Source organism: Microbaculum marinum (assembly GCF_037855135.1).
Taxonomy (GTDB): Bacteria; Pseudomonadota; Alphaproteobacteria; order Rhizobiales; family Tepidamorphaceae; genus Microbaculum; species Microbaculum marinum.
In genome coordinates this window covers 74,140-87,207 of the sequence record NZ_JAZHOF010000001.1, presented here as the reverse complement: position 1 = coordinate 87,207, position 13,068 = coordinate 74,140, and the positions used below count along the sequence as shown (strand labels likewise).

The window sequence follows — 13,068 nt, the reverse complement described above, 5'->3', positions numbered from 1 at the left end:
CGGAGACTGTACTTCCGGTCAGGAGTTCCTCAGCATCTGGCCCAGGTCGCGGGCGCCGAGGCGGTCGAGATCCTCGGTCGCCGCCCAGATCCGGTCGGCGGCCGAGCCGATCAGGCCGGCGCCCTTGGCGCGGAGCCGCTGCTCCAGCTCGGCGTCGGGCAGCGGCGCCGCGAGGTCGTGCGCGAAAGGCACGACGCTGCCGTCGTCGAGGGCGATATCCCCGGCGGCCTGCATGTCGGAGAGCTGCGCATCGCCCTCAACGCTGATGCGCTGCGCGAGCCGCGCCAGGGACGGATCCCCGGCGAGCGCGTCGGTGTAGGCCGCCTCGCTGGCGGTCGGGATGCCAGACAGGACCATGCCGGCGAGCCAGAGGTAACTGAACTTCACTTCCAGCCCGGTGCGCGGGGTCTTGATGTCGCAGACCGACAGCCAGCGCGGATTGGTGCGCAGGCGTATTTCGCCGACGCGCTCCGGCGTGAGGTTGCGCTCCCGGCCTGCCGCCGCCAGCCCCTCGATCATCGCGTGGGTGCCGTGGCAGCAGGCGTGCAGCTTGTACTTGATGTCCTCGAAGAGGAAGGTTGCGGGCGGCGGATCGCCCCACGCACCGGCCTCGTCCGGGTCGTCCGAGTGGGTGGCGACGAAGCCCTGCGGCCCCATCAGGCCGTCGTCCGCGGAGCTGAAGCCTGCCCTGGCAAGGGCGGCGCACTCGACCCCGTTCGAGGCGGATATCCCGGCATTGTAGGGCTTGCCCATGGTGCCGAACTGCGACTTCAGCCCCGAGGCGCGCGTCGCGCAGAGGCCGATCGCGGCGCGCAACCGGTCCCGGTCGAGCCCGTAGATCCGGCCGGCCGCGACGGTCGCCCCGAACGCACCGGCGGTCGCCGTCTGGTGAAAGCCTCGATTGTAGTGCCCGCGCCCGAGCACCAGGCCGACGCGGATGGACGCTTCGGCCCCGACGAGAAACGCATCGACGACATCCGAGGCGGTGGCGCCGGTCTCCTCGGCCGCAGCCAGCGCGGCCGGGTAGATGCCGACGGAGGGATGGCCGACATGGCCGAAGTGCGTGTCGTCATAGTCGAGCGCGTGGCTGGTCGCACCGTTCACCAGGGCGGCGGCCCGGGCCGGGGCGGCGCCATCGCCGAACACCGAGGCGACGGGATTGCCGCCTTCCGCGGCGACGAAGCCGCGCAGGGCGATCGCCAGCGGCTCGTCGACGGCGGCGCGGCCGCAGGCGATCCAGTCGCAGAGCGAGAACCGCGCCCGCGTCCTCGCCGCCGCCGGCAGCTCGTCCCGCGGCAGGCCGGCGAGATCGAGGAGACGGTTCAAGCTCATTTGCGTCCCTGCCCGTACGACTTCGGAAGACCCAGAACCTGCTCTGCGATGTAGCACAGGATCAGGTTGGTGGAGATCGGCGCAACCTGGTAGAGACGCGCCTCCCGGAACTTGCGCTCGACGTCGTATTCCTCCGCAAAGCCGAAGCCGCCGTGGGTCTGCAGACATGCCTCCGCCGCCTCCCAGCTGGCGTCGGCAGCGAGCATCTTGGCGGTGTTGGCCTCGACGCCGGGATTGAGGCCGGAATCGTACATGGCGGCGGCGCGATAGACGATCGCCTCGGCCGCCAGCATGTGCGCGTAGGCCCTCGCCAACGGAAACTGCACCCCCTGGTTGGCGCCGATCGGCGCGTCGAAGACGGTGCGCTCCCGCGCGTAGTCAGCTCCCGTGGCGAGGAACCACTTGGCGTCGCCGATGCATTCGGCAGCAATGAGAATGCGCTCCGAATTCATCCCCGAGAGGATGTAGCGAAAGCCCTTGCCCTCCTCGCCGATCAGCGAACTTGCCGGGATCCGTACGTTCTCGAAGAACACCTCGGTGGTCGCGTGGTTGATCATCGTCCTGATCGGCCGGATCTCGATGCCGTTCCCCAGATGCTCCCGCAGGTCGATCAGGAACACCGAAAGCCCGTCCGTGCGGGACGGCGCCTTGTCGCGCGGCGTGGTGCGGGCGAGCAGCACCATCAGGTCGGAGTGCTCGGCGCGGGAGGTCCAGATCTTCTGGCCGTTGACGACGTAGGAGTCGCCGTCCCTGTCGGCGCGCGTCTTCAGCGCGAGCGTATCGGTGCCGCTGGTCGGCTCGGTGACGCCAAACGCCTGCAGGCGCAGGGAGCCGTCGGCGATGCCCGGCAGATACTGCTGCTTCTGCGCCTCGTTGCCGTGCCGGAGCACGGTGCCCATCGTATACATCTGGGCATGGCAGGCGGCCGCGTTGCAGCCGTTGCGATGGATTTCCTCGAGGATCACCGCGGAGGAGGACAGGTTGAGGCCGGACCCGCCATAGGACTCGGGGATCATGGCGGCGAGATAGCCCTCGCGGATCAGGGCATCGACGAAGTCCTTCGGATAGGCGCGCCTTGCGTCGAGATCGCGCCAGTAGGAGCCTGGAAACTCGGCGCAGACCTTGGCGACGCCTTCCCGGATCGCGGCATAGTCGGCGGTGGGGTCGAAATTCGTCATGGGCACGGTTCCGGTACGGTTTGGAAACGATAGATCGCAAGACCGCGGGACGGGCGGAAATAGCGATTGCGTCTCCCGGCTATCGCGGGGCGCTCTGACGCTGCCCTCAGCACAGCAGCGCGGGGTCGTGCTGGTCGCGAAGCTCGGCGGCACGGCCGAGCACACGCTCGATCATTCCGTTCAGCGCCCGGTCGGACATGCCGGAGGGACACAGCAGGGCGATCGTCCTGACCATGTCCGCATCGTCGATCTGCCACAGGCAGTAGCGTCCTTGGGCAGCGTCGGCGGCGACGGAGTGGTAGGGCAGGACGGTGTGGTAGCCGTGGTCGGCCTCCTCGATCATCGCCTTGACGGCCGTCAGGCTGTCGAGTTCGAGGGCGGGCCGCAGCGCTACCCCCCGATCGGCTGCGACCCGGTCGACGATCCGGCGCAACTGGTGAATGGGGCTGGGCAGTATCAGCCTCAGGCCGGCCAGCGCGGCGAACGGCGCGGGGTCGGCGACGTCGAGGGGCGGGCCGGCGAGCACCAGGCGCTCGGTGAGCAGCGGAATGTTCTCCGCCCGAGCGTCGTTCGCGCCCAGATAGCTGATCGCGAGATCGAGCCGGCGGCTCGCCATGAGCCGTTCCAGATCTCCCGAATAGGCTTCGACGACGCTGACGCGACCGCCGTGCCGCATCGAGTCCATGATGTGGTTGAGGAACAGCGGAGCAATCGTCGGACAGACGCCGAGACGGATGTCGCCGGCTGCGCCGTTGAAGTCCTGCCGCAGCCGCTCGAACAGCAGGTCCAATTCCTCGATGTGGGTCTTGGCCTCCCCGAGCAGCCGCGCGCCGGCCTCGGTCGGCACGGCGCTGCGCCCGTTCCGGGTCACCAGTTCGACGCCGAGTTCCTGCTCGAGCAGCCGCACCTGGCGCGTCAGCGCCGGCTGGGCGATGCCGATGACCGGCGCGGCCTTGGAGAAACCGCCATTGTCGCAGACCGCGAAGAAGTAGCGCAGGCGGCGGATGTCGACCCCCGATTTTTCGAGCCGGGCCATCGCGCTAGCGCTCCGTCACGCGCGCCAGGCCCGCGGCGATCCAGCCCGGCGCCCCGGCGCGGCCCGGCGGCACCGGGTCCGGATCGAAGGCAAGGGTGCGGAGCCCCGCCGTCGACGTGACCGCGAGGCGCGAGGGATAGGCGATCCACCAGACCAGAGCGACGCCGATCAGCCAGAAGAAGAGCTGCCAGACCCAGAGCGACGGGAGCCCGATCGGCGCCGTCTCGCCGGCGAACACGGGCTCGCTGAAGAACCTATTGCCGACGATGGCGCCGGGACCGAGCGCCAGGAACGACCAGATCAGGGTGAGCGACCACTTCGCCCCCCGCGCGGCGGGTCCGCCGAAGTCGGTCTTCCAGCGGGCGGCGAACTCGTCGTGCAGGCGGTCGCGCTGCCCGCGGCCTCTGACCTGCCGCGTGAAGATCGAGACGAGCAATACCGCGGCCGCGTTGAAGACCAGTCCCCACGCCGCCGAATGCGCGGTGAGCGGCCAGCGCCCCCAGGGCAGAGGGCCGAACAGCCCCTCGACCAAAACGAGGCCGAACGGCTCGGTGAACACCACCAGAAGCGTCCCGACGATCAGCCCGGTCAGCACCGCCTCGCGGCTAATCCAGCGCACGAAGGCGAGCCCCAGCAGCGCCGGGAGGAGCTGGACGGACATCGGCAATGCCAGCGATGCGACGACAGCCGAAGACACCGGGGCAAACGTCGCCAGCGCGGCGGCGAGCGCAAACGTGACGGCAAGCGCGATTCGGGCGGCCAGTCGGCGGCCGGCGGGCGTCAGATCCGGCACGACATAGGGAACGACGATCTCGCGCGTTGCCAGTAGCGCGCCGGACGTCATGAAGAACAAGGCGGTGACCTGCAGGCCGATCGCGAGCGCCGCGACGAGGGCGAGGCCCGCGAACGGCTCAACCGCCGAGAGCACCGCGATCAGCGGCGCTATGCCCTCGGTCATCCGCGCGGCGAGAAACGGCGTGAGGAACAGCAGGATCCCGGCGCCCAGTCCCGCGATCAGCCACACCGGCGCAAAACCGGCGCTGCGGCCGGGCCGCACCGTGACCGCCAGATAGAGAAAGCCCGGGCTCAGGACGATGCCGACGAGGGACAGGGCGGTCGACGCGATCCCGACGGTGGTGAAGATGCCGCCATGGGCAATGTCCTTGCCGATCCCGGCGGAGAACTGCACGACCCCAGGGATGCCGTCGCCCAGCAGCCCCTCGCCTACCGCGATGCCGGCGGAGAGGAAGCCCGGGCCGTCCAGTGCCAGCTCCGAGAATCCCGTGCCGGCGACCAGCAGCACCGCCAGCAGGACCGACTGCGCCGCGACGATGAGCACGATGGCGCGCCAGCCGCCGATGACGGCGGGCAGGAACAGGAAGAATGCCACGCTCCACACCACCCCCGCCCGCGGCAGCGCGTCCGCGCTCGCCTCGGCGATCAGCGCTCCGAGTTGCGACAGCAGGGTTGCCGAAAACGGCAGGGCGAACAGGGCGGAAACCGTGAGCACGACGAGCCGCAGCGTGACGCTCCCGTAGTAGCGCCCGAGCGCCTCCCCCGGACTGCCGAGGCCGGCGATGCGTGCGGCAAGCCAGAGGCGCTTCTGCAGGAGCACCGCGGTGATCGCGGCGAGTACCAGCCCGGCGGCGACGTGGTTGGCGGACATGCCGAACCGCGCCGTCAGCACCAGGTGAGCGAGCAGGCCGGGACCGGCGACGGCGATCCCCGCGGCGGCGAAGACGGCCGCCCATCCCGGCAGGTCGGCGCCGCCGTCGACGAGGGCGGCCGGGCCGGGCGCGACCCGCGCGGCGAGGGCCGCGATGTAGACCCCGTAGGCGGCCAGGACGGCGAATGTGACGACCAGGAGCGTGGTCACCGACGTCCTCCGCGATGGGCCAGGCGCGACGCTCGCCTGGGATTGTTGTCGCGGACGACATCGAAGTGCTGGAAGGCCTGCCGCGGCCCGAAACGGGTGACCATGTAGAAGACGACGATCACGGCGAGACCGGCAAGGCCCGCGGCCGTCACCAGGAAATAGCGCTCAGCGAAGCCGTCCACCACCAGCACGGCAACCATCAGGCCGAGCGCGCCGAGCAGGAAGCAGCCGAGGCCGAGTGCGACCTCGCGGGCGGTGAATCCGGTGGCGAGGACAGCGTTTACGATGATGTGCGCAGCGAATCCGCCCGCCAGCGCGGCGAATCCCGCGACAACCCACCAGACACCCGCTCCCGAATAGCCGTGGTGCATCGTCAGCACGGCCAGGAACGCCGCGGGAAGCCACACCGTCGTGACCAGTGCGTGCCGGTCGAACCGATCCCGCCGCGCGTCATCTGCCGACATCGTCTGCACTCCCGCGGCGCGGCTCAGTCGTCGCCCTTGCCGGACTTGCCTTCAGGCGCACCAGGGAAGTTGCGGAACTGCATGCCGCCGGCGGCCCCGAGGTTCTTCAGGGGCAGGCCGATCTCCTCCATCAGTCCGTCGACAAAGGCGACCTGGGTGCGGTACTTCATCGCAGAGTTGACGACCTGGTCGGAAATGTTGCCGCCGGACGGTCCCGTGCCGCCGGTTCCGCCGCCGCCACCACCGGATTCCGACGGGCTGTTGAGGCCCGGCAGGCCGTCGACCTGCAGGATCTTGATCGACTCGATGTTCTCCATCGGCTTCACCGACTCGCGGATGATCTGCGGCAGCGACTTGACGAGGTTCTCGTAGATCGCCGAGCGGCGGCTCTCGTCGTTGCGCATGTTCTCGGCCTCGTTCAGCTTGCGATGGCCTTCCGCGTCGGTCTCGTAGCGGATGCCCGCGGCCTTGGCCTCGGCGATCTCGGCCTGCGCCCGGTGCTCGATGGCGAGCTTCTCGGACTCGGCCCGCCTGAGCACCCGCAGCGCGTCGCGCTCGGCCGCGGCTTCGGCGACGATGATCTCGATCTTCTTGTTGCGGTTGGCATTCTCCTCGGCGCGGACCGTCTCGACCTGCTCCTCGACGGCGGCGAGCGCCTTGCGGGCCTTGGCCTCGTCGGTGCGGGCGACCGCCTCCTCGATGGCCTTGTTGACCACAGAAATCAGCCGCTGCTTGTCGGCCAGCTCGATTTCCATGTCCTGCTCGATGACGAAGCGTTCGATGTACTTCTCGGCGGCGACGCGCATCTCGTCGAGCTCGCGGTTGGCGACGATCGCCGCATCCTCGACCTTCCGCATGCTCTGCGTTTCCGCCAGCCTGACCTTCTGCCGCCGGACGATATCCTGCTGGGCGACGTCCTCGTCCTTGCGCAGGCGCTCGATCTCGAGCGCGTGCTGCTTGGCGATGACGGCGCGGTCCTGCTCGGTCTGCGCCACCTCCTGGCTGACCCGGACCTCCCGGGTCTTCTCAACGGCGAGTAGCTCGATCTCCCTGGTCGTCTCGATCCTGCGGGTCTCGACGGCGCGCTCGCGGGCGAGCCGCGCCTCCTCGATCTCGGTGCCGCTGCTGGCGTCGAACACCTCGATCTCGCGACGCGACTTGATCTGCGCTTCCTTCACCAGGCGCTCGCGCTCGATGCGCTCCGCCTCGATCTGCTGCTGGGTCAGCAGGCGCTCGGTCGCCAGCTTGGTCTGCGAGGCGATCTCGGTGAGCTCGGTGTCCTTGTGCCGTTCGATCTCCAGCGCCCGGATCTCGTTCTGCGAGCGGATCCGTTCGGATTCGACGGCGTGGTCCTTCATGATGCGGATGCGCTGGGATTCCTCGTCCGCCTTCTCGCGGGCCTGGGCGATCGAGATCGCCGAGCTCGACCGCTCCGACTCGATCTCGGCGGCCTGGGCGGCCTTGCGGATCTCGATGGCGCGCGCCTGATCGATGCGGGCGTATTCGAGGTCGCGGTCGATCTCCAGGGCGCGCTGCTCGGCCTCCTGGTCCTTCAGCTTGATCTCGATGCGGGTCTCGTTCTCGATCTTGTTGCGCAGCTTGCGGCGCGCCTCGATCTGCTCCGTGAGCTGCGTCAGGCCCTCGGCGTCGAAGGCGTTGGAGGGATTGAAGACGGAAATGTCGGTCTGGTTGAGCGACGTCAGCGACGCGTTCTCTAGTTCGAGCCCGTTGGTGCCGAGCCGCTTCGCCACCAGGTCGCTGACCCGCTCGACGTAGCGGGACCGGTCCTGGTGGATCTCCTCCATGGTCATCGACGCGGCGACCGAGGCCATGGCGTCGACGAACCGCCCCTGGATGATCTCCTTCAGCGCCAGCGGGTCCTGGGTCCGGTCGCCGAGCGTCCGCGCCGCGTCCGACACCCCTTCCCTGGTGGCGATGACCCGGACCAGGAACTCGGCGACGAGGTCGATCCGCATCTTGTTCTGGGTGATCAGCGACTGCTCGCCGACGAGGCGGATCTGCAGCGGGATCGCGTTCATGTTCACGACGGTGATGTCGTGGACGATCGGGATCACCAGCGCCCCGCCGCCCATCACCACCTTCTCGCCGCCGGATCCGGTGCGGACGAAACTCTGGTCCTTGGAGGAGTGGCGGTAGAGCCAGTGCAGCAGATAGACCCCGACGGCAATCAGAATGGTCAGGAGAATGATGATCGCGATTGCATCAGCGCCGGTCATGGTCTTGTCCTTTCCTGAGGCGAGCAGCCATGGAATTAAGCCGGTTCAGTAACGTTCCTGGCCTGCCACGGCCAGCACGATGAGAGAGGGCGTGATCAGGTTGATGAAGTCCGACAGCGTGTAGAGCGCGACGACGCCGGCAGCCTGTCCCGTGCCGATCACCACGTCGACGAAGTGGAGGATCGGGTAGATCGCCCAGCCGATCGTCAGTATCAGCCGTATCCAGAAGTAGCCGAGGCGCACGGCGCGGCTTTCCCGGCGGATGACCTCGGTCATCCCGCCGAAGTACATCTCGCCGAGGATGTAGAGCCAGAAGGCGATCGACAGCAGCGCGCCGAGGGTCGGATTGAAGAAGCCGGCATCTCCGAGGTAGCGCGAGAACACCATCAGCAGCGCCGCCGCCGACATCCGCCAGAAGATGCCGACCGAGGCCGGGCCGAGCGCCCGCACGTAGAAGTAGACGGCGGCGACCTGGAGCGGCTGCACCGTCAGCCAGGCCGACAGGCGGATGCCGCCGCTGGAGCCGGCGCCGCCCATCCACAGCGCCGCCGCGCCGGCATAGTGCAGGGCGGAGGCGAGCGCCGCGACGCCGACCATCGCCAGCGGGATGCGCCACTTCTCGCTGGTCCAGCTGAGGCCGAGAAAGCACAGGACGGCGGTCGAGAAGGTCGCCAGGAGCGCGGCGGCGAAGGCGCTGCTGACCACGTCCTGGGAAGTGTAGAGTGCTCCGAACATTTAGGTCCCCTCAGACTTGTGCCCTGATGTGCGGCGCCCGCCCGTACAGGGCCACCATCGGCAGGATCAGCAGGCCGAAGATGAACTGCTGCCACTCGTACTTCAGGCCGATGCCGATCAGGAACGAGCTGAGCACCTGGAGGACCAGCACGCCGATGACCGTGAACCCGTAGCCGCCGTAGCCGCCCATCAGCGAGGTGCCGCCGATTACCACCGCCGCGAGAGTCGTGAACAGGTAGGGATCGCCGACCCCGATGAAGCCGCCGCCGGACCACCCCAGCAGAAGCGATCCGGTCAGCGCCGCGAAGACTCCGGAGATGGTGTAGGCGAGCGTCCAGTACTTGAACTCGGACACGCCGATCAGCTTGGCGCTGCGGCGGTTGCCGCCGAGCGCGTAGACGTAGCGTCCGTAGGCCGAGTAGCGCAGCCCGACGATCACGATGATCGCCAGCACCACCCAGATCAGGATGGTCGGCGGAAACGCCAGGCCGAACGTCCTGCCGTTCATGGCGGCGAGGTTCTGCAGCCACGCCGGCACGGTGCCGAACACATTGCCGCTGTAGGCGGAGCCGATCGAGGTGAGGATCTGCGTCAGGCCGGCCACCGCGAAACCCGTGCCGAGCGTGAGGATCAGCGCCTGGCCCTGCAGGCGGTAGCTGAGGACGCCGTTGACGAAGCCGATCAGGCCGCCGAGCACGAGGACGAAGCCGGCGGCCACGAAGGAGGGCACGCCGAGGCTGATGAGGAACAACAGGCCGATGTTCGATGCCCCGATGACGAAGGGGATCGACAGGTCCAGTCCGCCCATCAGCGCCACCAGCGTCTGGCCGATGCAGGCGATGCCGAGGAAGGCGGCGAACAGCAGCACCGCCTTGACGTTGGTGCCCGACAGGAATCCCTCGATGGTGAACGACGAGATCACCACCAGCGCGACCAGCACGATCAGGCCGATGAAGGCGCTGCGGCCGTGGGCGAAATAGCCCGAGACCTTGAAGGCGAACAGCAGGATCGCCTCGAGGACGAGGAAGGCGATCAGGTAGGTGACCGTCCGGAACGATGGCACCGAGGCGGCCGCGATCAGATAGGCGAGGAGCAGAAGCCCCATCGCGATGATCATCACCCGGTTCGACCGCCAGACGCCGGCGCTCCGGCCGGGTTCCCCGGCTACTTCCGCCGCGACCGCCGCCTCCGCCGCGTCGGCGGCGCGGGTCTCGGAGATGACGACGACGTAGTTCAGCAGCCACAGTAGCACGGCGACGGTGACGACCGTCAGGGCGATCACGTCCTGGGCCTTCATGCCCTGGCCGAAGCCGAGCCCGAAGCCGATCGCCGAGACGATCAGCGCCGCCGCCAGGTTGATCCAGATCATCGCCGTCGAGCGCGGGATCGGGATCAGCTGGAACCGTGCGTCGCGGCCGGTGGGCGGGAGGCTGCTCACGGCCGCCCCCCGAACAGCGTCAGGCTGCCGCCCTGCATGGCGACCACCGCGAACAGGGCGACGAGCAGCACGGTGACGAAGACGTAGAGGAACAGGCCCATGCGCCGGGCATTGACCTCCGCGTTGATCAGCCGCGCCGCGCCGACCAGCAGGATGGCGGCGCCGGCCAGCAGAAACGCGACTTTCTGGACCGGCGTCAGGCTCAGGGAGGGGGCTGCGACGTCGGCCGGCGCGATCAGCAGATAGCGGGTCATCAGGTCGCCGGCGGGGGCGGCCGGCAGCGCCTCGGCCGGCAGGTAGGTCGCGGAGGTCGCGACCTGCAGCATGATGCCGACGACGACCGTGGCGAGCACCACGAACGCGCCCCACGGCGAAATGAAGGAGATGTGGCGGCCGATGACCGGCACGAGCAGCGTCAGCAGCAGCGACAGGACGAGGATGATCCCGTAGCTCATCTGCGTGACGAAGGCCTGGATGGCGCCGAAGTTGAAGGTGGCGAGAACGTAGCCGATCAGCCACAGGTTCAGCGCGCCGAGCAGGGCGCCGGTGACGCCGCCGCGGCCGCCCGCCAGACTGACCCCGCCGAGCACCAGCGCCGTCACCGCGGTCAGCGTCATCGTGGTGCCCTGGGTCGGGTCGCCGGAGGCGATCAGCGCGGTGTAGCAGATCGCGCCAAGGCCGACGAACAGCCCGGCGATGACGTGCGCCCCGATGCGGACGATGTTGATGCGGACGCCGCTGGTCCAGGCGGCCCGCTCGTCGTAGCCCATCATTCTCAGGTTTGCGTAGAACGGGGTGAGCGTGAACAGCAGCCAGCCGGCCGTGGCGATAAGCACGATCAGCAGGACCGGCGAGAAGATCGTCGTGCCGAGACCCCAGCTCGCCATCCATTCCGGCGCGACGCCGCCCGGGCGCGGCAGGATCACCAGGTTTATTCCCGACAGGGCGAGGAAGCCCGACAGCGCCACGATGATCGGCTGGACGCGCACCCAGATGACGATGAGCGCGAACAGCAGCTGGTAAAGGACGCCCAGTCCGAGCGCCACCAGGAAGACGCCGAACGGGCCGCTGACGGCGCCGATCATGTTCAGCTTCACGACCGAGACGTTGATGAAGGCGAGCAGCGGGCCGACCGCCAGGTCGACGGTTCCCCTGCCGGACACCGCCAGCGCCATCAGCGCGTAGGTCGCCAGCGTCAGCGGCGCCGCCACGATGATGGCGCTGCCGAAGCCGGACATCGACACGAGGCTGGGCCCGCGGATCACGGCGATGCTCAACAGCACCGCGATCAGCAGAATGGGCACCAGCAGGTAGGTGCTCGACAGTGATGAACGTGCCGTCATGCGGACCGTCTCGGCCACGGTTCAGGTGGATCCGCGGCACACCCGGGCGGCGCGCCGCGGACGGGCGTCACAGTTCGATCACGCGCCGGGAGGCCGCGCGCGGCGCCGGGGACGACCCCGCCGGCGCGCTCGACATCGCGCGCCCGCTGCTCCGCCGTTCCGGATCGTTCTGCACGATCTTCTTGAGGACCGGGGCGATGACGTCCTTGAACTTCGCCGGGTCCTCGGAGGTCGGGAAGTGCCCGCCCGAGAAGATGATGCACTCCGACCCCTTGACCTTCTCCGCCGTCCGCTCGGTCATCTCCGGCGTGCAGGCGAAATCGTACTCGCCGGTCAGGAAGTAGATCGGCAGGCGTCCGGAGATCTTGTGCACCTGGTCGCGGAAGTCGCTGTCGACGGAGTAGAAGTAGAGATCGCCCTTGAAGATCCCCGGCCCGCCCTGGGCGTAGTACCACCACGTCTCCCATCGGTATTCGTCCGGGCTCTCCGGCGACATCAGGCCGAACACCGAGGTGGCCACGGCCTCGCCGCCGTGGATGTGGGGATGGTGAAGCGGGTTGATCCACCAGCCCGGCGAATGATCGCAGGCCTCGAGCGCGATCAGGGCGGAGAACTCGTTCTCGTACTTCAGCGCCAGGTGCAGGCAGATGTTGCCCCCCATCGACTGTCCCATGATGACCGGCATCTTGAGGTCGAGGGCGCGGCAGAAGGCGACGATGAACTCGCCGTAGAAGCTGGTCGTCAGCTTGTACTCGTCCTCCATGAGGTGGAAGCCCTCCGGAGGGATCGACTTGCCGTGCCACGGCATGTCGAAGGCGATCACCCGGAAGTTCGAGGAGATGTCGGGGTCGCACATCTGGTGCCGGTACTGCCGGCCGTCCGTTCCCGCGGTGTGCAGGCAGACCATCGGGATGCCCTCGCCGGTCTCCTCGTAGTAGGTCCGGTAGGTCTTGCCCTGGCAGGTAACGTAGACGTAGCGGCCTACGATGGGATCGTGCTCGTTCATGTTCCCGTCTCCCTCAAACTTGCCGCATCAGCGCCAGCATCCACGTCAGCGCGCGGATGTTCTGCCAGAACGGAAGCTGGTCGCCGTCGATGACCAGCTGCTTGTGCAGCGGATGCGCCATCGCCCAGATGTCGTTGAACATCGGCGGCGGGACTTCCTGGCTGAACTTGGCCCAGGCCGAGGATGGCGCGCGGAGGGCGAAGTCGAAGCCGAGGTCGTTCGGCGTCAGCCCTTCCGAGATCCGCGCGATCTTGCCGCCGCTGACCTCGATCAGATACTCGGTCTCGTCCACACCGAGGACGAAGCGGTTGTTGAAGAACCTGCCAATCACCGGCAGGACCCTGTCTTCGTTGACGCAGCGCGCCCAGCGTTCGACCCATTCCAGATCGAAGCTCTTCCTGCTGCCGTATCTACTCATGTCGC

Annotated in this window: 11 protein-coding genes; all 11 read right to left on the bottom strand. The window is 68.3% G+C overall.

Going from position 1 to position 13,068, the window contains the following annotated elements:
• Positions 1-18: 18 nt before the first annotated feature.
• Positions 19-1,332 (bottom strand): MmgE/PrpD family protein, encoded by a 1,314-nt coding sequence (locus V3328_RS00400; protein WP_340327655.1) that lies wholly within the window; start codon positions 1,330-1,332, stop codon positions 19-21.
• Positions 1,329-2,510 (bottom strand): acyl-CoA dehydrogenase family protein, encoded by a 1,182-nt coding sequence (locus tag V3328_RS00395; RefSeq protein WP_340327654.1) that lies wholly within the window; start codon positions 2,508-2,510, stop codon positions 1,329-1,331. The genes V3328_RS00400 and V3328_RS00395 overlap by 4 nt, the downstream gene beginning before the upstream one ends.
• A 106-nt stretch (positions 2,511-2,616) precedes the next feature.
• A complete protein-coding gene (locus V3328_RS00390; RefSeq protein WP_340327653.1) occupies positions 2,617-3,546 on the bottom strand; it encodes a LysR family transcriptional regulator in 930 nt (309 codons plus the stop codon).
• Positions 3,547-3,550: 4 nt separating this feature from the next.
• Positions 3,551-5,422 carry an SLC5/6 family protein gene (locus V3328_RS00385; protein WP_340327652.1) on the bottom strand — a complete coding sequence of 624 codons (1,872 nt, stop codon included), beginning with the start codon at positions 5,420-5,422 and terminating at the stop codon, positions 3,551-3,553.
• Entirely contained in the window at positions 5,419-5,886 is a 468-nt protein-coding gene (locus V3328_RS00380; RefSeq protein ID WP_340327651.1) for a hypothetical protein, read from the bottom strand. The genes V3328_RS00385 and V3328_RS00380 overlap by 4 nt, the downstream gene beginning before the upstream one ends.
• Positions 5,887-5,909: 23 nt before the next feature.
• Positions 5,910-8,123, bottom strand: coding sequence for a flotillin family protein (locus tag V3328_RS00375; RefSeq protein WP_340327650.1), 2,214 nt, complete (start codon positions 8,121-8,123; stop codon positions 5,910-5,912).
• A gap of 45 nt (positions 8,124-8,168) precedes the next feature.
• Positions 8,169-8,858 (bottom strand): bacteriorhodopsin, encoded by a 690-nt coding sequence (locus tag V3328_RS00370; protein ID WP_340327649.1) that lies wholly within the window; start codon positions 8,856-8,858, stop codon positions 8,169-8,171.
• A gap of 10 nt (positions 8,859-8,868) precedes the next feature.
• Entirely contained in the window at positions 8,869-10,296 is a 1,428-nt protein-coding gene (locus V3328_RS00365) for an ABC transporter permease (protein WP_340327648.1), read from the bottom strand.
• Positions 10,293-11,639, bottom strand: coding sequence for an ABC transporter permease (locus tag V3328_RS00360; RefSeq protein ID WP_340327647.1), 1,347 nt, complete (start codon positions 11,637-11,639; stop codon positions 10,293-10,295). The genes V3328_RS00365 and V3328_RS00360 overlap by 4 nt, the downstream gene beginning before the upstream one ends.
• Before the next feature lie 67 nt (positions 11,640-11,706).
• Positions 11,707-12,645, bottom strand: coding sequence for an alpha/beta fold hydrolase (locus tag V3328_RS00355; protein ID WP_340327646.1), 939 nt, complete (start codon positions 12,643-12,645; stop codon positions 11,707-11,709).
• Between the two features lie 13 nt (positions 12,646-12,658).
• Positions 12,659-13,063, bottom strand: coding sequence for a hypothetical protein (locus tag V3328_RS00350; RefSeq protein ID WP_340327645.1), 405 nt, complete (start codon positions 13,061-13,063; stop codon positions 12,659-12,661).
• Between the last annotated feature and the right edge of the window lie 5 nt (positions 13,064-13,068).